The sequence below is a fragment of the Streptomyces collinus genome, assembly GCF_031348265.1.
In the GTDB taxonomy this organism is placed as follows: domain Bacteria; phylum Actinomycetota; class Actinomycetes; order Streptomycetales; family Streptomycetaceae; genus Streptomyces; species Streptomyces collinus.
The window spans coordinates 5,718,569-5,744,827 of the sequence record NZ_CP133771.1; the positions used below are offsets into that span (position 1 = coordinate 5,718,569).

24 protein-coding genes and 1 pseudogene are annotated in these 26,259 nt (G+C 74.1%); 7 read left to right on the top strand and 18 right to left on the bottom strand.

What is annotated here, in order from left to right; translation table 11 throughout:
* Positions 1-13 precede the first annotated feature (13 nt).
* Complete coding sequence (gene ppgK / locus RFN52_RS26140; RefSeq protein ID WP_184849526.1) at positions 14-760, top strand: polyphosphate--glucose phosphotransferase; 747 nt, start codon at positions 14-16, stop codon at positions 758-760.
* 18 nt (positions 761-778) lie between these two features.
* Here ppgK and RFN52_RS26145 read toward each other — a convergent pair whose 3' ends face one another.
* Positions 779-1,396, bottom strand: a complete 618-nt coding sequence (locus RFN52_RS26145; RefSeq protein ID WP_184849528.1) for a DUF6542 domain-containing protein — start codon at positions 1,394-1,396, stop codon at positions 779-781.
* Positions 1,397-1,564: 168 nt separating this feature from the next.
* Between RFN52_RS26145 and ychF the strand changes: the two genes are divergently transcribed.
* Positions 1,565-2,653: a redox-regulated ATPase YchF gene (gene ychF / locus RFN52_RS26150; protein WP_030842729.1), complete on the top strand. Its 1,089-nt coding sequence runs from the start codon at positions 1,565-1,567 to the stop codon at positions 2,651-2,653.
* 177 nt (positions 2,654-2,830) lie between these two features.
* Here ychF and RFN52_RS26155 read toward each other — a convergent pair whose 3' ends face one another.
* The 7 genes and pseudogenes from RFN52_RS26155 to RFN52_RS26185 form a co-directional block, all read right to left on the bottom strand.
* On the bottom strand, positions 2,831-3,238 hold the full coding sequence (locus RFN52_RS26155; protein WP_184849530.1) for a PIN domain-containing protein: 408 nt from the start codon (positions 3,236-3,238) through the stop codon (positions 2,831-2,833).
* Positions 3,235-3,510 (bottom strand): hypothetical protein, encoded by a 276-nt coding sequence (locus tag RFN52_RS26160; RefSeq protein WP_030222583.1) that lies wholly within the window; start codon positions 3,508-3,510, stop codon positions 3,235-3,237. Before RFN52_RS26160 ends, RFN52_RS26155 begins: the two co-directional genes overlap by 4 nt.
* Positions 3,511-3,702: 192 nt before the next feature.
* A pseudogene (locus RFN52_RS26165) lies at positions 3,703-3,910 on the bottom strand (type II toxin-antitoxin system RelE family toxin); the annotation flags it as partial.
* The gene (locus RFN52_RS26170; protein WP_184854231.1) at positions 3,874-4,296 is read right to left on the bottom strand and encodes a hypothetical protein; all 423 of its coding nucleotides are present in this window, start codon (positions 4,294-4,296) and stop codon (positions 3,874-3,876) included. The gene RFN52_RS26170 and the pseudogene RFN52_RS26165, both read right to left, overlap by 37 nt.
* Positions 4,293-4,946 (bottom strand): class F sortase, encoded by a 654-nt coding sequence (locus RFN52_RS26175; protein ID WP_311241058.1) that lies wholly within the window; start codon positions 4,944-4,946, stop codon positions 4,293-4,295. The genes RFN52_RS26170 and RFN52_RS26175 overlap by 4 nt, the downstream gene beginning before the upstream one ends.
* Positions 4,939-5,772, bottom strand: a complete 834-nt coding sequence (locus RFN52_RS26180; RefSeq protein WP_184849531.1) for a DUF4397 domain-containing protein — start codon at positions 5,770-5,772, stop codon at positions 4,939-4,941. The genes RFN52_RS26175 and RFN52_RS26180 overlap by 8 nt, the downstream gene beginning before the upstream one ends.
* A gap of 92 nt (positions 5,773-5,864) precedes the next feature.
* Positions 5,865-6,461: a sigma-70 family RNA polymerase sigma factor gene (locus RFN52_RS26185; RefSeq protein ID WP_184849533.1), complete on the bottom strand. Its 597-nt coding sequence runs from the start codon at positions 6,459-6,461 to the stop codon at positions 5,865-5,867.
* A gap of 162 nt (positions 6,462-6,623) precedes the next feature.
* Here RFN52_RS26185 and RFN52_RS26190 point away from each other — a divergent pair, with 162 nt between their 5' ends.
* From RFN52_RS26190 to RFN52_RS26205, 4 genes are all read left to right on the top strand, one after another.
* Positions 6,624-7,742: a MerR family transcriptional regulator gene (locus RFN52_RS26190; protein ID WP_184849535.1), complete on the top strand. Its 1,119-nt coding sequence runs from the start codon at positions 6,624-6,626 to the stop codon at positions 7,740-7,742.
* 124 nt (positions 7,743-7,866) lie between these two features.
* Positions 7,867-9,081, top strand: a complete 1,215-nt coding sequence (locus RFN52_RS26195; protein WP_311241059.1) for a lycopene cyclase family protein — start codon at positions 7,867-7,869, stop codon at positions 9,079-9,081.
* Complete coding sequence (locus RFN52_RS26200) at positions 9,078-9,794, top strand: class I SAM-dependent methyltransferase (protein ID WP_184849537.1); 717 nt, start codon at positions 9,078-9,080, stop codon at positions 9,792-9,794. Before RFN52_RS26195 ends, RFN52_RS26200 begins: the two co-directional genes overlap by 4 nt.
* Positions 9,791-11,365, top strand: coding sequence for an FAD-dependent oxidoreductase (locus RFN52_RS26205; protein ID WP_184849539.1), 1,575 nt, complete (start codon positions 9,791-9,793; stop codon positions 11,363-11,365). The genes RFN52_RS26200 and RFN52_RS26205 overlap by 4 nt, the downstream gene beginning before the upstream one ends.
* 55 nt (positions 11,366-11,420) lie before the next feature.
* Here the strand turns inward: RFN52_RS26205 and RFN52_RS26210 are convergent, their stop codons facing one another.
* From RFN52_RS26210 to RFN52_RS26240, 7 genes are all read right to left on the bottom strand, one after another.
* Positions 11,421-12,437: a Rieske (2Fe-2S) protein gene (locus RFN52_RS26210; RefSeq protein WP_311241060.1), complete on the bottom strand. Its 1,017-nt coding sequence runs from the start codon at positions 12,435-12,437 to the stop codon at positions 11,421-11,423.
* On the bottom strand, positions 12,430-13,413 hold the full coding sequence (locus tag RFN52_RS26215) for a phytoene/squalene synthase family protein (protein WP_184849541.1): 984 nt from the start codon (positions 13,411-13,413) through the stop codon (positions 12,430-12,432). The genes RFN52_RS26210 and RFN52_RS26215 overlap by 8 nt, the downstream gene beginning before the upstream one ends.
* Positions 13,400-14,971 (bottom strand): phytoene desaturase, encoded by a 1,572-nt coding sequence (locus tag RFN52_RS26220; RefSeq protein ID WP_184849543.1) that lies wholly within the window; start codon positions 14,969-14,971, stop codon positions 13,400-13,402. Before RFN52_RS26220 ends, RFN52_RS26215 begins: the two co-directional genes overlap by 14 nt.
* On the bottom strand, positions 14,968-16,110 hold the full coding sequence (locus RFN52_RS26225) for a polyprenyl synthetase family protein (protein ID WP_184849545.1): 1,143 nt from the start codon (positions 16,108-16,110) through the stop codon (positions 14,968-14,970). The genes RFN52_RS26220 and RFN52_RS26225 overlap by 4 nt, the downstream gene beginning before the upstream one ends.
* 103 nt (positions 16,111-16,213) lie before the next feature.
* On the bottom strand, positions 16,214-17,587 hold the full coding sequence (locus RFN52_RS26230; RefSeq protein WP_184849547.1) for a cryptochrome/photolyase family protein: 1,374 nt from the start codon (positions 17,585-17,587) through the stop codon (positions 16,214-16,216).
* Between the two features lie 4 nt (positions 17,588-17,591).
* Positions 17,592-19,175, bottom strand: a complete 1,584-nt coding sequence (locus RFN52_RS26235; RefSeq protein ID WP_184849549.1) for an SDR family oxidoreductase — start codon at positions 19,173-19,175, stop codon at positions 17,592-17,594.
* Between the two features lie 116 nt (positions 19,176-19,291).
* Positions 19,292-21,403 carry an MMPL family transporter gene (locus RFN52_RS26240; protein WP_184849551.1) on the bottom strand — a complete coding sequence of 704 codons (2,112 nt, stop codon included), beginning with the start codon at positions 21,401-21,403 and terminating at the stop codon, positions 19,292-19,294.
* A gap of 74 nt (positions 21,404-21,477) precedes the next feature.
* Here RFN52_RS26240 and RFN52_RS26245 point away from each other — a divergent pair, with 74 nt between their 5' ends.
* Positions 21,478-21,987, top strand: coding sequence for a MarR family winged helix-turn-helix transcriptional regulator (locus RFN52_RS26245; protein WP_184849553.1), 510 nt, complete (start codon positions 21,478-21,480; stop codon positions 21,985-21,987).
* 121 nt (positions 21,988-22,108) lie between these two features.
* Here the strand turns inward: RFN52_RS26245 and RFN52_RS26250 are convergent, their stop codons facing one another.
* From RFN52_RS26250 to RFN52_RS26260, 3 genes are all read right to left on the bottom strand, one after another.
* Positions 22,109-23,689 carry a S8 family peptidase gene (locus tag RFN52_RS26250; protein WP_184849555.1) on the bottom strand — a complete coding sequence of 527 codons (1,581 nt, stop codon included), beginning with the start codon at positions 23,687-23,689 and terminating at the stop codon, positions 22,109-22,111.
* Positions 23,690-24,944: 1,255 nt separating this feature from the next.
* A complete protein-coding gene (locus RFN52_RS26255; protein WP_184849557.1) occupies positions 24,945-25,166 on the bottom strand; it encodes a DUF2283 domain-containing protein in 222 nt (73 codons plus the stop codon).
* A 22-nt stretch (positions 25,167-25,188) separates the two neighbouring features.
* Entirely contained in the window at positions 25,189-26,145 is a 957-nt protein-coding gene (locus RFN52_RS26260; protein ID WP_184849559.1) for a DUF4258 domain-containing protein, read from the bottom strand.
* Positions 26,146-26,259: the final 114 nt, after the last annotated feature.

The window sequence follows — 26,259 nt, forward strand, 5'->3', positions numbered from 1 at the left end:
GTAACGTAGGGCCATGCAGATCTTCGGAGTGGACATCGGCGGATCCGGGATCAAGGGTGCGCCGGTGGACCTGGACAAGGGAGACCTGGCGCAGGAGCGCCACAAGGTCCTCACCCCCCACCCGGCCACGCCCGACGCGGTGGCCGACGGCGTCAGGCAGGTGGTCGGCCACTTCGGCTGGACGGGCCCCGTCGGGGTCACGTTCCCGGGCGTGGTCACCGACGGAGCCACGATCCGCACGGCGGCGAACGTCGACGACAGCTGGATCGACACCGACGCCCGCGCGCTGCTCGGCGAGCGGCTGGGCGGACTGCCGGTGACGGTGGTCAACGACGCGGACGCCGCGGGAGTCGCCGAGATGCACTTCGGCGCCGGCCGCGACCGCAGGGGCACGGTGATCCTGCTGACCCTCGGCACCGGCATCGGCAGCGCGGTCTTCGTCGACGGCGTCCTCGTCCCCAACACCGAGCTGGGCCACCTGGAGCTCGACGGGCACGACGCGGAGAAGCGCGCCTCCAGCAAGGCCCGCGAGGACCACGACATGACGTGGGAGCACTGGGCGGTGCACCGCGTGACCAAGTACCTCGCCCACGTCGAGATGCTGTTCTCGCCGGAGCTGTTCATCGTCGGCGGCGGCGTCAGCCGCAAAGCCCACAAGTTCCTGCCCCACATCGAGGGCATCAAGGCCGAGATCGTCCCGGCACAGCTGCAGAACAATGCGGGGATCGTGGGCGCGTCGATGCGGGCGGCCGGGCGCTGAGGCCTGATCTGCCGCGTGTTACACCGGCGGCCGGGCCCCGGCCGTCCGCCGCCGCCGCACCAGCCTGATCCGCCGGACGATCACGATCACCCCGGCGATCAGCGTCCCTCCGTACAGCCAGCCGGCCTGCGTGGCGAGCGCCGTCATCAGGCCCATCAGCCTGCTGCCGGTCCCACCCTCGCCGTCGGCCAGCGGCAGCAGCCCCACGGCGAACGCGATCGGCACCACGACGGGCGCGGTCATCAGGTCCCCCCGGCGCACCCAGAGGGCGGTCAGCGCGCACACCGGCAGGAACAGCACGCCGTAGGCCGTCAGGGACGCCCCGAACAGCGCCGAGCAGAGCGCGCCCAGCAGGAACATCACCACCGCGCAGAACAGCCCGCTGCCCAGGCCGGTCAGCCGGGGGTTCGGCAGGCCGCCCGCGGTGGGGGCCGGTGCGGGTGCGGGCCGTCGTACCAGCGCGGGGCGGCGCTGAGGCCCGGGCGGCCGGGCCGCGCGCACGGGCTCGCCCCCCGCCCCCCGTCCCGCCTGGGACGGCACGGGCTGCCGGGGCGGCCTGGGCGGCCTGGGCCGGTCCCGTCGCGGTCCGTGCTGTCGCGTTCCGTACTGAGGAGATAGCGTCCTGTATTGCTCCACTGCACCAACTTAGGTCGTTCAATATGCCGAATAGGCCCTCAGACACGCCGTCGGCCGCGGCTTGGCCAAGCGTTCGACTGTCCGCCCGGGCGGTTCCGGACACGCCGTAGACTGGTGGATCGGCCGGTCCCCTGGCCTCCTGGCCCTCCACTCACGGGAAGTCGCAACGTGTCGCTCACGATCGGAATCGTCGGTCTGCCGAATGTCGGCAAGTCGACCCTGTTCAACGCCCTGACCAAGAACGACGTGCTGGCGGCCAACTACCCGTTCGCCACGATCGAGCCCAACGTGGGCGTGGTCGGCGTCCCCGACCCCCGCCTGACGAAACTGGCGGAGATCTTCTCCTCGCAGCGGGTCCTTCCGGCCACGGTCGACTTCGTCGACATCGCCGGCATCGTCCGCGGCGCCTCCGAGGGCGAGGGTTTGGGCAACAAGTTCCTCGCGAACATCCGCGAGTCGGATGCGATCTGCCAGGTCATCCGTGCCTTCAAGGACGAGAACGTCGTGCACGTGGACGGCAAGGTCTCGCCGAAGGACGACATCGAGACGATCAACACCGAGCTGATCCTCGCGGACCTGCAGACCATCGAGAAGGTCCTGCCGCGCCTCCAGAAGGAGTCGCGCATCAAGAAGGACATCGCGCCGAAGGTCAAGGCCGTCGAGGAGGCCAAGGAGATCCTGGAGAAGGGCGACACGCTGTTCTCCGCGGGCATCGTCCAGGGCTCCGGCAACGAGGAGCTCCTGCACGACCTGCACCTGCTCACCACCAAGCCGTTCCTCTACGTCTTCAACGTCGACGAGGACGAGCTGACCGACGAGGACTTCAAGAACGAGCAGCGCGCGCTGGTCGCCCCGGCCGAGGCGATCTTCCTCAACGCCAAGCTGGAGGCGGACCTCGCCGAGCTCGACGAGGACGAGGCGCTGGAACTCCTCCAGTCCGTCGGCCAGGAGGAGCCGGGCCTGGCGACCCTGGCCCACGTCGGCTTCCGCACGCTGGGACTCCAGACGTACCTGACCGCCGGCCCCAAGGAATCCCGCGCCTGGACGATCAAGAAGGGCGCGACGGCCCCCGAGGCGGCCGGTGTCATCCACACCGACTTCCAGAAGGGCTTCATCAAGGCGGAGGTCATCTCCTTCGACGACCTGGTGGAGACGGGCTCGGTGGCGGAGGCCCGCGCGAAGGGGAAGGCGCGGATGGAGGGCAAGGAGTACGTCATGCAGGACGGGGACGTGGTGGAGTTCCGCTTCAATGTGTAGCGGCTGACGCGACACCACTTCGCTGATCTGGCAAACATGCAGTTCAGGAGGGGCTCGACTCTTCGGAGTCGGGCCCCTTGTTCTGGCGGCTGAACCGGGCTCGCCCTCCGAGGAGGGGCCTGCGCCTGCTCGCTTCCTGGACCGTCACCCAGGGGGCCACCGCACCCGCGCGCTCGGTCAGGCGTCCTTGATCTGTACGCGGTCGCCGCACAGTTTCGACCAGTCGTCGCGGTCCGAGGTCAGTACGAGGACCGGTGCCGGGGAGCGGAGTGCCATCGCGGCGACGAGGGCGTCGATGGCGTACTTGTGGCCGTGCAGACCGCCGGCGTCGCTCAGCAGCTGCACTGCGGTGAGGCTGTCCGCCTGGGTGACGTCCTGGACCTGGAGGCGGGAGAGCACCCAGTGCAGCCGGGCGCTGTCCGTCTTCCCGTAGACGGCCTCCACCACCGTCAGTGCCGATACGAGGACGGGCACGCCCACGCGCCGAGCGGCCTCGATCCGGGTGATCATCTGGCGGTCGTTGCGCAGCAGCAGCGACAACGCCTGGGAGTCCAGAACCAGGGACCTGGCCGCGGGCTCCTTCATGCGGCGCTGTCGTTCGACGCGTAGGGCGCCGGTGCGTCACCGAACAATTCGCGCTGCGCGGCCTGGACTTCGGCCTCGCTCAAAGGCTCGTGCTCGGCTTCGTAAGCGGCCACGATCTCGGCGAGGCCGTCCATCGCCAGCTGATGCCGGACCGCCGCGGTCACATACGCGGACACGCCGCGCTTGCCGGTACGTGTGCGCAGAGCACCGAGGAGTTCCGAGGGCATCGAGACGGAGATGTTCTCCGTGCCGCCGGGGCGGGGTGACTTCATGAGGTCAGTCTAGTACAAGAACTATTACAGCGCTGGGGGTGCTGTGTGGCCTGCATCGGTGGCGCGCAGTCTTGGCATCCCGGATCTCCTTGTGCTTTGTCACTGCTCCCGCGCTGGGACGGTGCTGGGATGCGCCCACATACCTGCAGGTCGGAAGGGGCGATCGATCTCCTGACCCGACGTCAGGCGTGCTCAGGTGCCGTAGACGGTGGAGCGAAGCCCCACGTGCACGACCCACACCACCAGTTCGCCGTTGTCGAGGGTGTAGATCACGCGGTAGTCGCCCACGCGTAGGCGGCGGCGCTCGGGCTGGGACACGAGAGCGGTGGTGTTGAACCCCAAGGGGGTCGTTCTCCAGCTCGGTCAGCTTCGCCAGAATGCGGAGGGCCGTGTCTCGCGGCCCTGGCGGACAACCCCGCGCCGCACCAGCTCCGCGCGCTCGTGCAGGTACCGGTGGGCGACGGCGATGCCCGTGGCGGCGGCGAGGGCCAGTAGGGCGAGGAGCAGTCGCCTTCCGGGGGCCGGGGCGGGTGCGGGCGGCCGGGGGGTGTCCGGGGCGCCGGAGACGTCCCGGCTGATCCGCTGCCAGACGCGGTCCGGGGGTGCCGTCGGCAGGTCCACGAGCTGTGCGGTGCGGGCCGCCGCGACCACGCGGGTCAGCATGCGAAGCTCTTCGCGGCAGCGGTCGCACTGTTCGACGTGCCGCAGGGCCTCGGCGTCGGCGTCGGTCGGGGTGGCGTTGCGCAGCGCCAGTTCCACCAGGTGCGCGGACTCTACGTGGGTCACTTCGCCCTCCCGTTCCCCGCTGGGCGGGACTCGACGGGCTCCGCCGTGACGACGAGGTTGGACACGTAGCCGCCTCGCTCGGGGTCGTACGGAGGCGCACAGGTGATGAGGGTGAGGACGGGGGCGCCGCTCCGGCGGAACGCCGAGGGCGGCAGCTCGTCCTTGGGCACGGTGACCCGCGAGACGACCCGGTAGTGCACCGGCCCGCCCCCGGCCCGGCGCACCTCGACGCGGTCTCCGCGCCGCACGTCGTACAGCGCCAGGAACTCACCGAGGTCACCGGTCTCGGAGTCGACGTGCCCGACGAGCACGGCCGAGCCCCGGGCACTGCCCGGCGCGGGCCCGTAGCGGTACCAGCCGGCCACGGACGGGTCGTCGGGGACGGCCATGTCCCCCCGGTCCGTCACGCCCACCGGACCGACCTCGGCGTCGAGGCCGGCGCGGGGGACGAGCACGCGCCGGGGCGGTGGATCCTGCGCCGTGCCGGGCGTCGTCTCCGGGGCCGCCGCGCTCCCGCGTGCCGACGGCGCCGTCGCCGCTTCGGGCGGGTGCGCGGCCGGCTGCGACGGCGTGGCCGGAAAACCGAGGACGGCTGCCAGAGCGGCAGCCGCCACCATCGGTCCCGTCAGCCGTCGCCTGCCGTCAGCCACGCCGGCGGGCGACCCGGCGGGTCACCAGCAGGCCCGCCACCGCGACCGCTCCGGCCCCGGCGACGGCCCAGGCCGGCCCCAGGTCGGAGGAGTTCGGCGTGACGGCGGCACCGCTGCCGCCAGCGGGGACGCCCTTGGGCGAGGACTCCATGCCGCTGAACGTCTGGGTCGCCAGGGCCAGGTTCTTGTCCTCGGCGCTGCCCCAGGCGTAGACGACGTTGCTGGTGCCTTCGCCGAGCTTCAGGTCGGCCGGGCCTATGGCCACGGTGTCCGTACCGGCGAGCACCACATCCGCGTTGATCGTGCCCGCGTCGACCTCGGCGGTGTCCTCCTTCGGGTTGGTCAGGTTGCTGAACACCGGCTGTCCGCCGGCCCGGACGTCGACGGCCGGTGCGGCCGCGACATGGCGGACCGTCAGACGGGACTTGCCCGCGTCGACCTGGGAGACGTCGTTGGTGAAAGCCGTCAACTGGGGATCGCCGTTGGCGGAGAGGTGGGCGGCGACCGTCGCGTTCGCGCCCTCCGGCACCTCGATCTTCTTCTCCAGGGCCGGAGTTCCGCCCGGTCCCTTGCCTGCTTCGAAGATCTGGATGTCGTAACTCCCGGCGTCGAGGGACAGCGGGTCCGTCACGGTGCCGGGCTTGAAGTCGCCGATCAGTTCATCGCCGTTGGCGTACACGTCCACGGTCATACCGGGGATGCCGTGGAAGACGGACACCATGGCCTTGTCCTGCTGCTGGGCGGCCAGGGCCGGCGCGGAGACGCCGAGGGCCAGGGCGCAGGCTCCGGTCGAGGCGGCGATGGCGAGGCGAGTGCGTGAAATCATGGGAATCATCCCTTCGAACGGAGCTCCGTACGGTGCGGAGTCTCGGTCCTGTTTCAGGTGTGGGGGCCGCCGTGGATGCGCGTAGGCCGGCCCTAGAGGCCCGTGTCGTGGACCGGGGGCTGCTCTATCGCCTGGCGGAGCCGGTGCAGGCCGCGGCGGGCGTGGCTCTTGACGGTCCCCAGGGGCATGCCGGTCCGCTCCGCGATCTGCGCCTGGGTCAGGTCCTCGTAGAAGGCCATGCACAGCACCTCCCGTTGCCGGCACGGCAGTTGTGCCAGGGCGTCGATGAGCAGCACCCGGTCCAGGACGCGGTCCGGTGCCGCCTCCTCGGGCCCGGTGGCGTCCGCGTCGCGGCCGGCCGAGTCGATGAGTGTCAGACGCCGCGTCCGGGCCGCCAGCGCGTCGACGATCTTGCGGCGGGTGATGCCGACCAGCCAGGCGCCGAGCGGACCCCGTTCCGGGCGGAATCCGGCCCGGCCGTGCCAGGCGCCGAGGAAGACCTGCTGGGTCACGTCCTCCGCCTCGTAGGTGTCGCCGAGCAGTCGGGTGGCCATGGTGTGGACGAGCGAGCCCCATCGCCGGTAGATCGCGGCGAACGCCTCCTCGTCGGCGGCGACGAGGCCACGGGCCAGTTCCTCCTCGTACCGCGTTTCCTCGGAGGGGGCGGTAATGCGCGTGTTGGTGATCATGGCCTGGTTCCTCCTGCAGGGCGTCGCGCTGGGACGGAAGGCCGTCTGCCGAACCGCACCGGTCGCGCTGTGCCGAGCCGCGACCCTGCGCTCGAAGCCAGTGTTCGGTGCACAAACGACGCATCTCAACATGCGTCGTTTATGCGTCGTACAGTCGGACGTATGGGTGTACACGAACGAGACAGCCAGGGCCGCGGATCCGAGAGCGCACCGGCCGGCGTCGGACTGACGACCGGGGAGGTGGCCAGGCGGCTGGGGGTCGCCCCCACCACGGTCCGCACCTGGGACCGGCGCTACGGCCTGGGGCCCGACGCGCACACGGGCGGCCGGCACCGGCGGTGGACCCCCGTGGACGTGGCCCGGCTGGAGCGGATGTGCGCCCTGACGGCGACCGGGATACCGCCCGCCGAGGCGGCGCGCACGGTGCTCGACGAAGCGACGCAGGAGCGGACCCCGGCCGCCCCGGCACCCTCGGAGCCGGCCCCGGCCGCTCGGGCGGCCCCGGCACCCCCGGAGGCGGCCGGGGAAGCGGCGGGGGTGGAGGCCCCGGGCCGGAGGGACGAGGGCGGGGCACCGCGACCGTCCGTCCGCGCCCGCAGCCGGGCGGGCAGCGGGTTGCGCCTCGGGGACGTGCGTCAGGAGTGCAAGGGCATCGCCCGTGCCGCGCTGCGCCTCGACGCCTCCGCGCTCGACGAGCTGCTGGAGACCGCGATCGCCGAGCACGGGCTGGTGGCCGCCTGGACCGAGGTGATCATGCCGACCCTTCAGGCCGTCGGCCGCAAGTGGGAGAGCTCCGGCGAGAAGTACGTCGAGGTCGAGCACTTCCTGTCCTGGCACGTCTCCGGCGCGCTGCGGCGCGGGGCCCCGCCCACGGCCGCCGACCGCCCGGGCGCCACCCTCGTGCTCGCCTGCGTGCCGGGCGAGAACCACACGCTGCCCCTGGAGGTGCTGGCCGCGGCGCTCGCCGAACGCGGTCTGCCGGTGCGCATGTTCGGCGGTGCGCTGCCGGTGGAGTCCCTCGTGACGGCCGTCCGCAGAACCGGTCCGGCCGCGGTGGCGCTGTGGGCGCAGTCCCGGACGACCGCCAGCCGCCCGCTGGCCCAGCACGTGGCCGCGATGGAGTGGGGCGTGCGGGGCGCCCGCCGCAAGCCGGTCGTCCTGACGATCGGGCCCGGCTGGAGCGGCCGGACCGTCCCCGGCCTGCCTCGCCCCACGGGGCTGGCCGAGGCCGTCGCGGTTCTGGAGACGGTCGTGTCGCGTCAGGGGACCGCATCGCCATAGGGGCTGCTGCATCCGAACACGGGCACCCGCCGGAAGCGGTGAACGGACAGCACACGACGGACAGGGAACAGCCGACCGGTGGCCGGGAGCGGAGTGCGGAGATGAGCGGCGCGTGGGGGGCCCGGTGAGCCGGGAACCGGTCGGCACGTCGGACGTGGTGGTCGTCGGGGGCGGTGCCGCCGGCCTCAGCCTCGCCCACCGGCTGGTCGAGACCGGCGTCGCGACCGTGACCGTGGTCGAACCGCCGGACGGTCCCGCGCGTCCCGCGGAGCGGACCTGGTGCTACTGGGACCAGGGCGACGGTGACTTCGAGGAGGCGGTCACCGCCACCTGGCCCCTGCTGCGGGTGCACGGCCCGGACGGTGACCCGCTCACCGTCGATACGGCCCCCTGGCGCTACCGCATGGTGCGCTCCGCGGCCTTCGAACGACTCGTGCACGCCCGGCTGGCGCGCGCGCCCGGCGGGCGGCTGCTGCGTGCCACGGCCGGCACGGTGCGCGACGTACCCGGAGGCGCGGAGGTCCGCTGTACGGCACAGGACGGCCGGACACTGACCCTGCGCTCCCGTTACGTGTTCGACTCGCGGCCCCTGCGGGCCCTGCCACCCGCCCGGACGCGGCTGCTTCAGCACTTCCGCGGCTGGTTCGTGCGCACCCGCGGCGACCGCTTCGACCCCGCGGTCGCCGACCTCATGGACTTCCGGGTGCCCCAGCCGCGCCACGGGCTCGCCTTCGGCTACGTCCTGCCGCTGGCCCCGGACCGGGCGCTCGTCGAGTACACCGAGTTCTCGCGGGCCCTGCTGACCACCGAGGCCTACGAGGCGGCGCTCGGGCACTACGCCCGCGAGGTGCTGCGCCTGGGCGAGTTCGGCGTGGAGAGCGCCGAGCAGGGCGTCATCCCCATGACCGACGCCCGTTTCCCCCGGCGGGCCGGGTCGGCCGTCTTCCGCATCGGGACGGCGGGCGGCGCGACCCGCCCCGCCACCGGCTACACCTTCGCGGCGGTCCAGCGCCACAGCCGGGCCATCGCCGCCGCCCTGCACGACGGCCGCGCCACCGTGCCCGCACCGCACGGGAGGCGGGCCCTCGCCATGGACGCCGTGCTGCTGCGGGCCCTGGACACCGGGCGGATCGACGGCCCCGAGTTCTTCACCGGCCTGTTCCGCCGGACGCCGGCGCCGCGTCTGCTGCGCTTCCTCGACGGCTCCACCTCGCTCCGGGAGGAGTGGGGCATCGGACTGCGCACCCCGGTGGGCCCGATGCTCCGCACCGCGCTCGAAGTGCCCTTCCTCCCCCGCCGCACCCACCCCGCCCCAGGAACCGGAGAGAACCACCGATGACCCTGCTGCGCGACCACGACCTGGCACGCGCCTTCGACCACGCGTCCCGCACCTACGACCGCCTCACCGGCCTCAACCCCGGATACCGCGCCGACCTGCTGCGCTCGGCCCGCCGGCTGAAGCTCCCCGGGGACGGGGCCGGCCTGCACCTGCTCGATCTCGGCTGCGGCACCGGCGCCTCCACCCGGGCCCTGCTGCGAGCCGCGCCCCGGGCGCGGATCACCGCGGTGGACGCTTCCGCGGGCATGCTGCGCCGGGCGCTGGCCAAGCCGTGGCCCGACGGTGTGCGCTTCCTGCACCTGAGTGCCGAGGAACTCCACGCGGCCGGCGAAGGGCCCTTCGACGCGGTCTTCGCCGCCTACCTGTTCCGCAACGTCTCCGACCCGGACGGCGTCCTCGGCACGGTGCGCGCACTGCTGCGCCCGGGCGGAAGGCTCGCCGTCCACGAGTACAGCCTCACCGGCTCGCCGGCACACCGGGCGCTGTGGACGGCCGTGTGCCAGGGCGTGATCATCCCGGCGGGCACGATCACCGGAGACCGGGCCCTGTACCGGCACCTGTGGCACAGCGTCCTCGACTTCGACACCGCTTCCGCCTTCACCGGACGCCTGACGCGCGCCGGCTTCACGGGCGCGCGGGCCCTGCCCCTCGCCGGATGGCAGACCGGCATCACGCACACGTTCGTCGCCGCGGCGGGGGAGCCCGGCCGATGAGCCGCCCGACGAGCACCCGTCCGGCCGCCCGCCGCGGCCGGGACCGCAAGGCCGAGGTCCTCATGCCCGTCCCCGGCCGGGACGGGTTCACGCGCGAGGACGCGTCGTCCGTCGCCGTGGTGGGCGGCGGGATCGCCGGTCTCGCCGCCGCCACCGGACTGGCCGAACGCGGCGCCCGCGTGACCCTCTACGAACAGGAGGACTCCCTGGGCGGCCGCCTGGCCGGTCACCGCACCCGGCTGGCCGACGGCTCCGAGGTGACCATGAGCCGCGGCTTCCACGCCTTCTTCCGCCAGTACTACAACCTGCGCGGCCTGCTGCGGCGCACCGACCCCGCCCTGGCCCGCCTCACCCCGCTGCCCGACTACCCCCTGCGGCACAGCGGCGGGCTGACCGACAGCTTCGCCCGCGTCCCGCGCACCCCGCCCCTCAGCGCCCTCGGCTTCGTCGCCCTCAGCCCCACCTTCGGCCTGCGCGACCTCGCCGCCCTGGACGCCCGGGCGGCGCTGCCGCTGACGGACGTACGCGTGCCCGACGTGTACACACGCTTCGACGAGACCAGCGCGACCGCCTTCCTGGAACGCGTCCGCTTCCCCGAGGCCGCGCACCACCTGGCGTTCGAGGTCTTCTCCCGCAGCTTCTTCGCCGACCCGCGCGAACTCTCCGCCGCCGAGCTGATGCTGATGTTCCACATCTACTTCCTCGGCTCCTCGGAGGGGCTGCTCTTCGACGTACCCGACGAGCCCTTCCCGCAGGCCCTGTGGGAGCCGCTCGCCGACTACCTCCGCCGCCTCGGCGCGACCGTCCGCACCGGCACCCCCGTCCACGGCGTGGAGCCCGACTCCGCAGGGGGAGCCGAGGTGCGCACCGGCACCGGCACCGGCCGGCACGACGCGGTGGTGCTCGCCCTCGACACCGCGGGACTGCGCCGGGTCGTCGCCGGCTCGCCCCGCCTCGGCACCGCCCCCTGGCGCGAGGACATCGCCGCCCTGCGCACCGCCCCGCCGTTCCTCGTCTCCCGGCTCTGGCTCGACCGGCCGGTCCGCGCCGACCGCCCCGGCTTCCTCGGCACCAGCGGCTACGACGGCCTCGACAACATCAGCGTCCTGGAACGCTACGAGGGCGAGGCCGCCCGCTGGGCCGCGCAACACGGGGGTTCCGTCGTCGAACTGCACGCCTACGCCGTCGACCCCGGCGCGGACCGGCAGACCGTGCAGGACGAACTGCTCGGGCAGCTGCGGCGGGTGTACCCGGAGACCCGTCAGGCGCGCCTCGTCGACGCCCGGCACGAGTGGCGCTCGGACTGTCCGCTCTTCCCGGTCGGCACCCACCACCGGCGCCCCACCGTACGGACCCCGCACCCGTGGCTGACGCTGGCCGGCGACGGACTCCGCTGCGACCTGCCCGTGGCCCTGATGGAACGCGCCGCCACCACCGGCTTCCTGGCCTCCAACGCCCTGCTCGCCCGGTGGGGCGTCCGCGGCCAGGTGCTGTGGACCGTGCCACGGGCGGGCCGTTCCCGGGTTCTGCGGGCACTCGGGGCGCTCGCGGATCGTCCTGCGCGCCGGTGAAGGGCCGCCGGACGGGCCCGGGCCGCTCAGCGCAGGCCCGTCCGGCGGGGTCGTGTCAGCCGGGGAACCGCCCGGTGCTGCGCAACTCCCAGCGCCTCTCGGCGTAGGCCAGGTCGTCGCGCCACAGGCGCCCGGCCGTACCCCGCATCAGGGGGCGCAGCACGGGGGCGGAGGCCCGGGCCAGGGCGAAGCCGCGCCGGTCCGAAGCGGCGACGACCGCCTCGATCACGGCCGTCCGCGGCCGGTCCGCGTCCGCGGCGGTCAGCGGCGTGGCATGGGTCTCCACCACGGACGTGGCGCCCTCGCCGTCGGTGATGCGCATGACGACGGTGCGCGGCTCCGGCGCGGTGAACTCGGCCCGCACGGGCACCACCAGACGGCCCGCCACCCGGAAGGACACGTCGACCACGAAGGCGTCGTCCTCGTCGCCCCCCTCGCCGCCCTGCGGTTCCCGCACGACCGTCAGGTCGACGAAGGAGTACGGGTGGAACCACGACCCGTGCCACGGGTCGAGCCGGTTGGCCACCACGTCCTGCGGCTCGCACCGCCCGACCGCCGTGAACACCGCGTCCACCCCGCTGCCCGGCGCGGGACGGGCCGGAACCACGGGCCGCTCCGACGGCTCCTCGCCCCCGACCGCGTCCAGCCGCACCCACACCAGCACCCCGTCGTCGTGGACGGGGTACGGCTGCCAGCCGGCGAACGCGGCACCGTCCAGGGCCAGTCCGTGCCAGTGGCAGACCAGCGTGCCGCACACCACCCGGCTGTCCCGCAGCGGAGCACCGAGGTGCGGGCAGGCACCGGGGCCGGCCCGCAGATCACCCGCCTCCGAGCGCCACAGCACCACCTCGACGCCGCCGACGGTCCTGCCGTAGGGGCGGCCGGGGCGCACGGCCCGCGAGGCGCCGACGACGAACCAGTTGCCCGAGGGCCGAGCGGACGCCCGTTTGAGCGTGTCGGCGATCAACGCCGGGCGGGCCGCGCGCCAGGTCGGCGTCTGCTCCGCCCAGGCCGGTCCACGACGGCGCCGCAGCGGCGACGTCCAGCGTGCCCTGTCCGCTCGCTCACTCACGACCCGGTCCCTTCCGTTCCAGTGCGGCGGGGGCCGCCGCGGGTGCCGCGCGCCATCGCGCGCCGGCCACCTTCAGGACCCCCGCCGCGGCGGTGGCCGCCCGCCGGCGGCGCGGCACCACCGCACGACGGTGCAGCACGGTGTAGTCGTGCCGCGCGATCGCGTCGAGGATGCCGCCGTACAGCGTGAACGCGGTGCGAATACAGGGGCGCACCCGCGGGTCGAGCATCGCGATGCCCGGTTCCGCCTCCCGGTACACGTCCCTGGTCAGGGCCTCGGCCGCGACGAGGGCCGCCCTGATGCGCGGGTCATGGCGTCCGGTGCGCCGGCTCCACTCCAGCAGCGGCCGGTCCACGCCGTGGGCGGCAAGCAGGTCAGCGGGCAGGTAGACGCGGCCGCGGTCCAGGTCCTCGCCCACGTCCCGCAGGAAGTTGGTGAGCTGGAACGCCACCCCGAGGGCCGCCGCGTGCACAGCGGCCTCCTCGCGCGGGACGACCGTGCCGAGCACGGGCAGCAGCTGAAGGCCGATCACCGCCGCCGATCCGTGCATGTAGGCCCGCAGGTCGGCGTAGGTCGGGTAGTCGGTGACGGTCAGGTCTGCGCGCATCGAGACGAGGAAGTCGGCGAACAGCGTCACGTCGATGCCGTACCGGTCGGCGGTGTCGGCCACGGCCCGGACCACCGGTTCGGTCCCGCCGCCGGTGCGCAGCGTGTGGGCGAGCTCGCCCTCCAGCCGCGTCAGCAGCAGGCCGGGCTCGTCGGGGGTCCGGTGCCGGTCCAGGTCGTCGACGATGTCGTCGGCCCAGCGGGCGAAGCCGTACAGCGCGTGCACCGCCGAGCGGCGCTCCAGTGGCAGCAGGCGGGTGGCCAGGAAGTAGGTCCGGCCGTGGCGCGCGTTGAGCTGCCGGCATCGGGTGTATGCGGCACGCAGGCCGGGGTCGGTGATCCCCGCTGCGTCCAGTTCACGTCGGGTCATGGGCACCTGCTCCGGTCGGGGTGGACGGGACCTCCCGTACGGCCGGGCGCGGGCGGGAGGCCGGAGAGCGGCGTCCCGGGCCGCCCGTGACCCGGGCGGCGGCGAGCTTGCCGCTGATCAGCACGGTCGGTACGCCGACCCCGGGTGTCGTCCCGCAGCCGGCGAGCACCACGTTGTCCAGCCCGCGCACGAGGTTGCGCGGCCGGAAGGGCCCGGTCTGGGCGAAGGTGTGGGACACGGAGAAGGGGCTGCCCGCCGCGTGGCCCTGGGCCGTCCAGTCGAGCGGGGTCACCAGCAGTTCCTCCTCGACGCTGTCCGCGAACCCGTCCAGGCCGCGGCGTTCCAGCTCGGCGACCAGGCTGTCGCGGTAGCGCGGGCCGAGGTCCCGCCAGGCGGCGGCGGAGGGGCCGACGGCCGTGTTGGGGCAGGGCGCCAGGACGTAGTGGAGGTGACGGCCCGGCGGCGCCAGGGAGGCGTCGTGCGTCGTCGGACGGGTGATCAGCAGCGACGGGTCGCTCATCAGCGCCCCCGTCCGGGTCAGTTCGTCGAAGGTGCGCTCCCACGCGGCGCCGAAGGACAGCGTGTGGTGGGCGAGGTGGGGCCAGGTGCGGTCGGTCCCCGCGTGCAGGACCACCGCGGACGGCGAGTGCCGCAGCCGTACCGGACGCCGGGGTGCCCGGCCCAGCAGCCGGTGCGCGGCGGGCAGTTCGCAGGTCAGCACCACCGCGTCGCACGGGATGCGCTCACCCGAGGCGAGCCGGACCGCCCGCACCCGGCCCGCGGAGCGTTCCAGCGCGCTCACCTCGGCCGACCAGCGCAGCTCGGCACCGGCCCCGGCCGCCACGTCCGCCATCGCCCGGGGCAGCGCGTGCATGCCGCCCTTGGGGAACCAGACACCGGCCACCGTGTCCATGTAGGCGATCACCGCGTAGGCCGCCAGCGCCCGGGCCGGGGCCACCCCGGCGTACAGGGCCTGGAAGGAGAAGACCCGGCGCAGACGGGCGTCGGAGAGGAAGCGGCCGATCCTGCCGTCGAGACGTCCGAAGCCGCCGAGCGCCGCGAGCCGGGCCAGATCCGGATGCGCCAGCTGGAACGGCGAGTCGAAGTTGGTGTCGATGAAACGGCGCATCTGCGCCCGGTACAGCCGCTCCAGCCACTCCCGCAGCCTGCGGTAGCCCGCCGCCTCCGCCGGTCCGGCGAAGCGCCGCACCTCCGCCTCCATGGCATCGCCGTCGGTGTGCACGTCGAGCGAGGTCCCGTCCGCGAAACCGGCCCGGTAGGCGGGGTGAAGGGGCAGCAGCTCGACGTGCCGGCCGAGGCTCTCGCCGACCGCCGCGAACGCCGCGTCGGCCAGATGCGGCATCGTCAGCACGGTCGGCCCGGTGTCCACCAGGTAGTCGCCGAGCCGTGCCCGCCCGGCCCTTCCGCCCGGGCCGGCGTCCCGTTCGACGAGTGTCACCCGGCGGCCGGCGCCCAGCAGATGCAGCGCGCACGCCAGCCCGGACAGGCCGGCGCCCACCACGACCACATGGTCCGTCGGTCCCGTCACCGTCCTCATACGAGCTCCTCCGCGTGGCGCGGGGCGAGGCCCGAGGCCCGCTCGACCAGGGCGGCGAACTCCCGCCGCACACCCGTGGCGGCGCCGGTCGCCTCGAAATGCCGCAGCCCGGTGGCCGCCAGGTCCGCGATCCTCGCCTCCACCTCGGCCCGGGCACCCGTCCGCTCCAGCGCCGCCCGCATCCGGTCGACGGTGTGCCCCGGCCGGGCCTCCGCGTCCGGGGCGAGCACGGCGGCGGCGTCCCGGTCGCCGGTGGCCTCCGCGAGCCGGACGGCGGCGGCGAGGAGTGGGGTGAGCTTGCGGGAGCGCAGATCCTCGTCGGCCGGTTTGCCGGTCAGCGCCGGATCGCCGAAGGCCCCGAGGAGGTCGTCGCGCAGTTGGAAGGCGAGCCCCGCGCACCGGCCTGCGGCCCGCAACGCGCCCACGGTGCGGGCGTCCGCGCCGGCCAGTGCCGCGCCCAGCGCCAGGGGCCGCGCGACCGTGTACCGGGCGCTCTTCAGGACGGCGATGGTCAGCGCCTCCTCGGCGCCGGACGAGCCGCTCGCCTGCGCACGCAGGTCGCGGTACTGCCCGGCGACCATCTCGGTGCGCATGGCCCGCCACTCCTCGTGCAGCCGCTGGCCGTGCGGCGAGGTGAGCGCCGTCTCCGTCAGCAGGTCGTCCGCCCACGCCAGCGCCAGGTCGCCCGCGAGCACGGCGGCCGACGTCCCGAACGGCCCGGCGGAGCCGCCCGCCTGGCCGGCCGGGTGGTCCCGGGCGAAGTCCACGTGCACCGCGGCGGCACCGCGGCGCAGCGGTGACCCGTCCATCACGTCGTCGTGGATGAGGGCGCAGGCCTGGAGCAGTTCGAGGGCCGCCCCCGTGCTCAGGACCGCGCCCGCGTCGCCCGAGCCGCCCGCGGCCCGCCAGCCGCACCACACGAACGCCGTACGCAGCCGCTTGCCGCCCCGCCGGACGAACGCGGCGACGCGCTCGGCCATCTCGCGGGAGAACACCGCGTCGGTGTCGCGGGCCTGCCGCAGCCGGTCCTCCAGCACCCGCTCCAGCACCGCCTCCATGGCGCGCGTGGCCCCCGGAGCGGTGAGCGGGGCGTGATGCGTCTCCGCCGATCCGGCCACCGTCGGCCGCGGTCCAAGCATGCCCAACCCCTTCTCGCTTCCGGTCGTTCGCACCTCAGTGCGTCCGGTGCTTCCGTGTGATTCCGCCGGGAGTGGTGTTCCGGATGCGTCGGGTGCCCGATTCTCAGTCGCGGCCACGGGCCTGCCGGAAGCGGGCCAGGCCCTCGCCGAGATCGAGGAGCGGCGCCGGATAGCGGAGCCCGGCCCGCTCGTCCGCCGGCAGCCGCCAGGGCTCGTGCACCGCGGCGCCGCCGACGTCCGCCAGTTCGGGCACCCAGCGCCGTACGTACGTGCCGTCCGGGTCGTAGCGCTTGCCCTGGAGGACGGGGTTGAGGACGCGGTGGGGGCGGGTGTCGGTGCCGGTGCCGGCGACCCACTGCCAGTTCAGCTGGTTGTTGACGAGGTCGCCGTCCACCAGGTACCGCAGGAAGTGCCGGGCGCCGATCCGCCAGTCCACGTACAGCGTCTTGGTCAGGAAGCTCGCCACCAGCAGCCGGGCCCGGTTGTGCATCCAGCCCTCGTGGCGCAGCTGGCGCATGCCCGCGTCGACCACCGGGTAGCCGGTGCGGCCCTCCCGCCACGCGGCGATGTCCTCGGCGGCCTCCTCCTCGCCGCGCCACCGGTCGCCCCGGGTGCGGTAGTCCTGGACGGACGCCTCGGGCCGGGCGGCGAGGACCTGGTGGTGGAAGTCGCGCCAGCACAGCTGACGGACGAACGCGTCCGCCCCGGCGCCGCCCTTCTCACGGGCCCGCCGGACGACGTCCACCGGCGAGAGCGCCCCGAAGTGGAGGTACGGCGACAGCCGTGAGGTCGCGTCACCGGCCAGGTCGTCGTGCCGTTCCTCGTACCGGGACAGGCCGGTGTCCGCCCACCGGGCGAACCGGTCGCGCCCCGCGCTCTCCCCGCCGGCCGGCAGATCCGGCGACACGTCCGCCACCCCCGCGCGCGCGGGCGGCTCCTCGCCGCGCACCGCCTCGGGGACCCGCACCGCACGCGGCGCCGGCAGGAGGTCGCGCAGCGGCTCCCTGGACCAGCGGCGCATGTACGGGGTGAACACGGCGAAGTGGTCCGAGCCGACCGGTGTCACCCTCCCCGGTGCCACGGCGGTGACCACGCTGTCGTGCACCCGCAGCGCGATGCCGCCGGCGCCCAGGTCCGCGCGCAGCCGCTCCTCCCGGCGGTGGGCGTAGCCGGTGACGCCCGCGGCCATGTGCACCTCCGTGGCGCCGCACTCGGCGGTGACCGCCCGGACCTCCCGGGCGACCGGCCCGGTGCGCACGACCAGCCGTCCGCCGCGCCGGCGCAGCGAGGAGTCGAGGTCGGCCAGGCAGTCGGCGAGGAACGCGACGCGGTTGGGCACGTCGAATCCGGCGGCGTGGACGGCGGGGTCGCGGACGAACAGGGGCACGACCTCGTCCGCCGAGTTCAGGGCTGCGCGCAGCGGCGGATGGTCGTGCAGGCGCAGGTCCGAGGTGAACAGGACGACCGCGACGGTCATGGTGTCACTCCTGGTGCGGTGGTGCGGGTTGCGTGCGTTGCTCCCGGACACTTCGCCGCTCGCGGGCCCGCCGGATGCGCGAGGCGCCGCGGCGTCCGCCGGTGCCCTCGGACGCGGCCCGCGCGATGTTGCGCGCCATGCCGCCGAACACGACGGAGTGGAACGGGGCGACGCTCCACCAGTAGGCGTGGCCGAGCAGGCCGCGCGGATGGAACAGGGCCCGCTGCCGGTAGCGGGTGCGGCCCTTCTCGTCGGTCTCGGCGTACATCTCCAGCCAGGCGAGGCCGGGCAGCCGCATCTCGGCGCGCAGCCGCAGCAGACGACCCGGTTCGATCTCCTCGACCCGCCAGAAGTCCAGCGAGTCGCCGACCCTCAGCCGCTCGGTGTCCCGTCGGCCGCGGCGCAGCCCGACCCCGCCCGCGAACCGGTCCAGCCAGCCGCGGACCGCCCAGGCCAGAGGGGAGGAGTACCAGCCGTTGTCGCCGCCGATGCCCTCGACGACCTTCCACAGCGCGGCCCGGGACGCGTCGACCGGCCGCTGCCGTTCGTCCTGGTAGAGGCTGCCGCCCGCCCAGTCCGGGTCGGTGGGCAGCGGGTCGCTGGGCGCCCCGGGCACCGACGCCGAGGACCAGCGCGTGGAGACCTGCGCCTCGCGCACCCTGCGCAGCGCCAGGGCCAGCGCCTCGTCGAACGGCAGCGGCCGGCCCGGGAGGTCCGGCACGTACCGGGCGATGTCGTGTTCGCCGCAGACGACCTCGTGCCGCAGCGACTCGGTCAGCGGCCGGGCGAGCGAGGCGGGCACCGGCGTGACCAGGCCGACCCAGTGGCTGGACAGCCGTGGGGTGAGGACCGGGACCGGCACGATGAACCGCCGCCGCAGTCCGGCGACGGCGGCGTAGCGTCGCATCATGTCGCGGTAGGTGAGGACGTCCGGCCCGCCGATGTCGAAGGCCCGGTCGACGTCGTCCGGCATGGTGGCCGACCCGACGAGGTAGCGCAGCACGTCCCGAACGCCGATGGGCTGGGTGCGGGTGTGCACCCAGCTGGGGGTGACCATGACGGGCAGGCGTTCGGTGAGGTAGCGCAGCATCTCGAACGACGCCGAACCCGAGCCGATGACGACGGCGGCCCGCAGCACGGTCGCGGGCACGGGCGAGTCGAGGAAGATCTGCCCCACCTCGGCCCGGGACCTCAGGTGCGGGGAGAGCTCCCCCTCGGGGACGCCACGCGGCGTGAGCCCGCCGAGGTAGACGATCCGCCGTACGCCGGCCGCCCGGGCCTGTTCGGCGAAGATCCGGGCGGCGGCGCGGTCGGTGTCCTCGAACCCGGAGCCGGAGCCGAGGGCGTGCACCAGGTAGTAGGCGACATCGATCCCGCGCATCGCCGAGGCGAGCGACTCCGGGTCCGTGACGTCCCCCCGGACCGTCTCGGCGTGAGACGCCCAGGGGTGGTCGCGGAGTTTGCCGGGGGAGCGGGCCAGACACCGGACGCTGTGGCCCTCCTGGAGCAGTTCCGGCACCAGGCGCCCGCCGATGTATCCGGACGCCCCGGTGACCAGGCAGTGCAGCCGCCGCCCGTCCGTCGCCATCGTCGTGCCTCCGTCCTCCGGAACCGTCGCCGTGCCGCCGGAGCGCGGCCGCCCCGACGCGAACCTTTCCCGCCCGGGGCGCTTCGCGGATGCACGACACGGGTGATGCCGACGGTTCAGCCGGAGGGAGTACCGCCGCCGGACCTCACCGGCTCGTCGCGGGCGAGGGCGCTCGGCCACCACGCCCGGGGCCCGATGTCGATCATCAGCGCGGGCACCAGCAGCGAGCGCACCACGAGCGTGTCGAGCAGCACCCCGAAGGCGACGATGAACGCGATCTGCACCAGGAACGCCAGGGGGATCACCATCAGCGCCGCGAACGTCGCGGCGAGCACGACACCCGCCGAGGTGATCACCCCGCCGGTCGTGGTCAGCCCGCGCAGCACACCCTGCCGGTTGCCGTGCGCGAGCGCCTCCTCCCGGACCCGGGACATCAGGAAGATGTTGTAGTCGACGCCGAGCGCCACCAGGAACACGAAGCCGTACAGCGGCACCGAGGCGTCCGTCCCGCTGAACCCGAGGAGGTTCTGGAAGACCAGCGCCGACACGCCCAGCGTCGCCAGGAAGTTGAGCCCCACGGTCGCGACCAGCAGCACCGGCACGAGCAGGGAACGCAGCAGCAGCATCAGGATCAGCAGGATGACGGCGAGCACGATCGGCACGATGACCGTCCGGTCCCGGGCGGCGGTCTGCTGGGTGTCGTACTGCTGCGCCGTGTACCCGCCGACCAGGGCGTCCGCCCCGGGCACCGCGTGCACCCGCGCGCGCAGCCGCTCGACGGTCTCCTTGGCCGCGTCGCTGTCCGCGGCGGCCTCCAGGGTGGCGTCGATGCGCACCCGCCCGTCGACCGCGAGCGGCTCGCCCGCCCCGGGCCGTCCGGAGGCGGAGACGGCGCCGGCGGAGGCCACGCCCTCTGTGCTGCGCGCGGCGGCCGTCACCTCGGCGGTCCGGCCGGCGTCGGCGATGATGACGGCCGGGTTGCCGGACCCGCCGGGGAAGTGCGCACCGAGCGTCGTCTGCGCGGCCACCGAGGGCGCGTCGTTCACGAAGATCTCGTCGAGCGGCACGCCCTTGGAGGACAGGGAGGGCGAGAAGGCCGCGAAGACGGCCAGCACGAGCGCCGTCACCGCCCAGGTCCGCCGCGGCCGGCCGTTCACCGTCCTCGCGACCCGGCGCCACACGCCGCTGCCCTCCCCGGACTCCTCCGGGGGCTTCGGCCGGGACGGCCAGTAGGCGGTGCGGCCCAGCAGGGCCAGCGCGGCCGGCAGGAAGGTGAGCGTGGTGAGCACGGCGCAGCAGATGCCGATGGCGCCGACCGGCCCGAGGGCGCGGTTGTTGGTGAGGTCGCTCGCGAGCAGGGCCAGCAGGCCGAGCGCGACGGTGGCGGCGCTGGCGGTGATGGCGCCGAACGAGCGGCGTACGGCGGCCGTCGCGGCCCCGAAGCGGTCCCCGCGCAGGGCGAGTTCCTCACGGAAGCGCGCGGCCAGCAGCAGGGCGTAGTCGGTGGCGGCGCCGATCACCAGGATCGACAGGATGCCCTGGACTTGTCCGTCGACCCGGACCACGTCCCGGTCGGCCAGTGCGTAGACCACCGCGCAGGCGAGGCCCAGCGCGAAGACCGACCCCAGGATGATCAGGAAGGGCAGCAACACGCTCCGGTACACCAGCAGCAGGATCAGCAGCACGGCGCCGAGGGCCACGCCGAGCAGCAGTCCGTCGATGCCCGCGAACGCGTCCGACAGATCGGCCTGACTGGCCGCGGGCCCGGCGATCTGCGCCGTGGTGTCCGGCACGGCCCCGGCCGCCTCGCGCACCGCGTCGAGGACGGTGGGCAGTTCGTCGCCCAGGTCGGGCTCCAGCTGGACGACGACCTGTATCGCCTCGCGGTCGTCGGAGAGCAGGGCGGGCGACGGGCGGCCCACGACGCCGGGCTTCCCGGCGAGCGCGGCGACGGCACGGCCGGCCTCGGCCTGCCGTTCCTTCGTGAACCGCTCCCCGTCCGCCGTCCAGACCACGATCGCCGGGACGGTCTCGGACCGGTCGAAGGCCGCGCGGGCTTCGAGCACCCGGGTGGACTCGGCGCTCCGCGGCAGGAAGGCGGCCTGGTCATTGCTGGCCACTTCGCCGAGCTTGCCCGCGTAGGGACCGAGCGTTCCGCCCACCCCCAGCCAGACGAGCAGCAGAACGAGCGGTACGAGCCGCCGGGCCCAACGCTGTGCGGTACTCATGCGCATCCCAAGCCGTAGAGGAAGTAACTCACTCGTAAAGTATCTCAATCATTGAGAGATACTAGGCTGGGGGGATGAGCGGCTCCGGTGCACCCACGGCATCTCTTCCGGCGGACGACCCCACGGGGTTGCAGTCCTTCGCCGTTCTCTTGCGCCGGATGAACAGCGAGTTCAACCGCATCGCCCAGGAGTTCGCCCAGGCGCAGGGGCTGCACCTCACCGACATGCAGGCCCTGATCGCGATCCTGGACGCCGACTCCGACCCGGAGGCCGGGGGCGAGCCCATGACGCCGGGCCGTCTGCGGGGTCAGCTCAATCTCACGTCCGGCGCGGTGACCGCGTGCCTCGACCGGCTGGAGCGGGCCGGGCACATCCGCCGCGTCCGGGACGCCGGCGACCGCCGGGTGGTGCACCTGCACTACGCCGACGCGGCCCGGGGCCTGGCCCGGGACTACTTCCGCCCCCTGGCCCGGAGCACCGACGCGGCCCGGGGCCGTTTCAGCCCCGAGGAGCTGGAGGTGGTCGTCCGGTTCCTCGCCGAGATGAACGCGGAACTGGGCCTGCTGCGCCGGGACCCCGGCTGAGGGTTCGTCACGTGGGGATGGGGGCCGGACTCGCACGAGCCCGGCCCCTGCGTTCAAGTCGCTCAGGTCATTCAGAACGCTCAGGTCGCTCAGGTCACCGAGGTCGCTGACGTCGCAGAGGTCAGAACTGGAGCGCCCAGGCGTCGATCCGCCCGGTGTCGTAGCGGGCGTTGTCGCTCACGCGCAGCTTCCACGTGCCGTTCGCGGCCTCCGAGGAGGCGTTCACGGTGTACGTGGTGTCGATGTTGTCCGCACTGCCGCCGGTGCCGTACGCCTTCAGCGTGTACGCCGTGCCGTCGGGGGCGATCAGCTGGACCTGGAGGTCACCGATGTAGGTGTGGACGATGTGCACCTCGACGGCCAGGGCCGAGGGGGCGTTGCCGGAGACGCCGGAGACCGTCACCGGGGACTCGGCGGTGGCGTTGTCGGCGATGGCCTGGTCGGCGGTGTTCTCGAAGCGCGGGCCGGGCGGGGTGGTCGTACCGCCGCCGACGTACAGGAGCCGGTTGGGTGAACCGGTGCCGGGGCTGGTGACGACGCCGGTGGTGGCGGCGGACGTCAGCGCGGCGGAGACCTGCGCGGGTGTGGCCGTGGGGTTGGCTGCCAGGTGCAGGGCGGCGGCGCCGGCGACGTGCGGGCTCGCCATCGACGTGCCGGAGATGGTGTTGGTCGCCGAGTCGCTCGTGCTCCAGGCCGAGGTGATGGACGAGCCGGGCGCGAACAGGTCAAGGACGGTGCCGTAGTTGGAGTAGCTCGCCTTGGCGTCGCTCGACGTCGTGGCACCGACCGTGACGGCCTCGGTGACCCGTGCGGGGGACCGGGTCGAGGCGTTGGTGGACTCGTTGCCGGCCGCGACCACGAAGGTGACGCCGGAGGTGATGGCGTTGCGCACGGCCGTGTCGATGGCCGTGTCGCCGGGCCCGCCGAGGGACATGTTCGCCACGGCCGGCTTGACCGCGTTCCGGGCGACCCAGTCGATGCCGGCGACGACCTGGGCGGTCGTGCCCTGGCCGGAGTTGTTGAGTACCCGGACGCCGACGACCTTGGCCTTCTTGGCGACGCCGTAGGCGCTTCCGGCGACCGTGCCGGCGACGTGCGTGCCGTGGCCGTGGCCGTCCTGGGCGGTGTTGTCGTTGTCGACGGCGTCATAGCCGTAGGAGGCGCGTCCGCCGAAGTCGCCGTGGGTGATGCGGACGCCGGTGTCGATGACGTACGCGGTGACGCCCTCGCCGGCGGAGTCCGGGTAGGTGTACGAGCTGTTCAGCGGCAGGCTCTTCTGGTCGATGCGGTCCAGGCCCCAGGACGGCGGGCTGGGCTGCGTCCCGGTGATCGAGAACGTCCGGTTCTGCACGACGGAGGCGACGGCCGGGTCGCCGGCGAGACGTTTCGCCTCGGACGCGGACGCCTCGACCTCGTAGCCGTTCAGGGCCTTGGTGTACGTCCGCTCGATGTCGGCGCCGTACTTGTGCGCGAGCGCGCGGCCCTCGGCGGAAGCGGCCTTCTCCGACTTCAGGGTGACGACGTAGCTGCCGGCGACGGCGTTCGCGGCGCCCTCGTACTGTATGCGCCCTTCGGCGGCGGCCGGGGCGGCGCCGGCGGGGAGGGCGGAGACGAGGCTCGCGACGAGGGCCGCGGTGGCCGTCGCGCCGAGCGCGGCCAGTCTTCGCCGGGAGGTTCTGCGGGGAGTACGCATCACTGCCATCTGAGGGGTCCTCCTCAATCGGTGGTGCGCTGTGGGGTGTGGTGCACGCCCGTCGGTCGCCGCCGATGAGGCCAGTGGGTCATGACCATGTCAAGCCAGCGGCTACTCCTGTGCGTCAGCGAAAGATTGAGGCCTCCACAGGAATTGCACAAGGGCTCTGCACGGACCGGCAGAACCCTTATGACGCCCCGTCAGCCGCCGGGACGCTCCGCGGGGGGTGGGAGGCGGGGCGTTGCCGAGGGGCCGGCCGGATGGTGACGGAGCGGGTGTGGCGCGGTCCTGCGCTGCGAGGGAAGCCGGACGGCCGGGCCGGTGGTGCGCCGCCCCTGGACTGCCGGCGGCGACACGGGCTGGTCGCCCGGACGGCCACGGAACGGGCGTCACGCCGCAGTGTGCTGCGGCAGGCTGCTGGGCCGGTGGGCCGGCCGGTCATGGAGCGGGCGTAGCGCCCCTTGCCCTGCCGGAGAGGACCTGTATGCAGGTGAGCACCGTCGGTGGGTCGGGTCGGGCCGGTCCCTGACGGTGATGGAGCGGCGCTGCGCCGCGTGCTCCGAGGGCCGGCCGGAAGGCGCAGGAGGAAGGCGCAAGCGGAGCCCGATGCGCCGCAGGCGAGCGCCGTCGGCGGCAACTCGGGCCGGTGGGCCCGGTCGGTGACGGAGCAGGCATAGTCCCTCTGCACTGCGGGAGGCACCCGGTCTGCCGGAAGGCACGGGCGGAGCGCCCCCTGCCTCGCTTGCCGACGCCGCCGGTGGCAACTCGGGCCGCTCGGCCGGCCGGTGACGGAGCGTGCGCTACACCCTCCTGCTCCGTGGGCCGGCCGGACGGCGGCGATGGAGCCTCACGACCCTGCCGCCGCCGACGCCTCGGCCGCTCGGCCGCTCCGCGGCTCGGCGGCTCGGCGGCTCGGGGCGCTGCGCCCCCCTGCTCCGCTGGTCAGCCAGCCAGCCAGCCAACTGGCCGGGCGGGCGGCGGCCATGGAGCCTCACCACCCTGCCGTCCGCGGCATCTCGGCCGGTTGCCCGGGCAGTCCGCGTCGCCGGCACCTCGCCCGGTTGCCCGGGCACTCCGCGCCGTCGGCGCCTCGGCGGGCCGGCCGGATCGCGACGGTGCGAACCGCCCGCGCGCCTCACCGGTCCGCCGAAGGCAGCCGGCCCCGGCCGGTCAGCCGGACGGCCCAGCAGGCCGAGGCACCAGGCCGGGGCACCAGGCCGCGCAGGCCGGCGCAGGCCAGGCGTTCCGGCCTGGCCCCCGCGCCTCAGCCCGCGGAGGACTGCTCCAGTACCTCCACCGGCAGAGCCCCACCCGCACCGATCACCTCGATGCCGAGCAGCCGCCCCGACGCGTCCACGTCGAGGAACACCTCGGCGTCCGCCCCGACCCCGTCGACGGGGATCTGCCGGACGGCGGCGCCGTCCGCGATGTGTGCGACGAGAGAGACATACGCGGTGTCGTTCTCGCGGTCGTACTCGATGTGCATGCTTCGCCTCTCGGGAACGGGCTCAGTTGCGGCCGACGGACACGACGTTGCCGGCCTTGTTGATCACGACCCAGATCTTGCCGGTGGTGTACTTCCACGTGCCCGGCGACTTGCCCTTGGTCTTCTTGCCGGTCTTCACCGTACGCGCGACCATCTCCTGGCTGATGCCACGCTGGGCCATGCGCTGGGCCGCGTGCTTGGAGATGCTCTTGACGCCCTGGGTGAGCAGCAATCGCCCGGCGACGATCGCCAGCGGGATGAACCACGCCGGGTCCGCCACCACCGGGAAGGCCGTGCCCGGCCCCGGCCGCACGGTCTGCACGAGGGCCCCGCCCTCGACGCGGTACTCGGTGGGCACGGCCTCGCCCCGCGCGTCCTTCGCCCAGGGCGCGTCGAACGTGCCGAGGTACTCCTCACCGCGGGTGACCAGGACGGAGCCGTCCTCAAGGGTCTCGGTCTCCGCGTCCGCGGGCAGGCCGAGCGGGAACCGGAACTCGGTCGGGGCGTCCGCGTCCTTGAGCGTGATCAGGGCGCGCACCCCGTCCCGGTTGGGCTGCACGGCCAGGTCGACGTCCTCGCCCGCGCCCGGGTAGACGACCGTGCCGTTGGCGCTGGTCGTGGCCTGCGCGTCGGCGCTGCCGGGCAGGGTCAGGCGCAGCACGTCGGAGCCGTAGGCGAACTCCACGGCGCCGTCGGCGGTGGCCGGCGCGGTGATGCGGGCGGCGGACGTCTCGTCGCCGACCTCCGCGTGCGTGGCTCCGCCGGCGACGGGCGTGCCGGGGACGAGGTCGGACGTTCCGGTGACGCGCTCGACCGTCTCGGCCGCCTGGACGGCCAGGGACGCGCGGGAGCCGTCGTCGCCGGTCCCGGCGTGCGCGCCCGCTGCGGTCAGCAGCACCGCACCGGCGGTGCAGCACGCCACCAGGATGCGGGCGTGGGTGCGTCGGCGTCGGGCGGAGCGGTCCTGGGTGTGGTGCATGTGCGTCCTCGCGTTGTGCTGACGGCCCGTTCGACGGGCCCGTGGTGATCGGCGTCCCGATGGATCCTGGCAGCGCGGCACCGGCCGGCGGCATCCGTCCGAGGGCGGGAACCG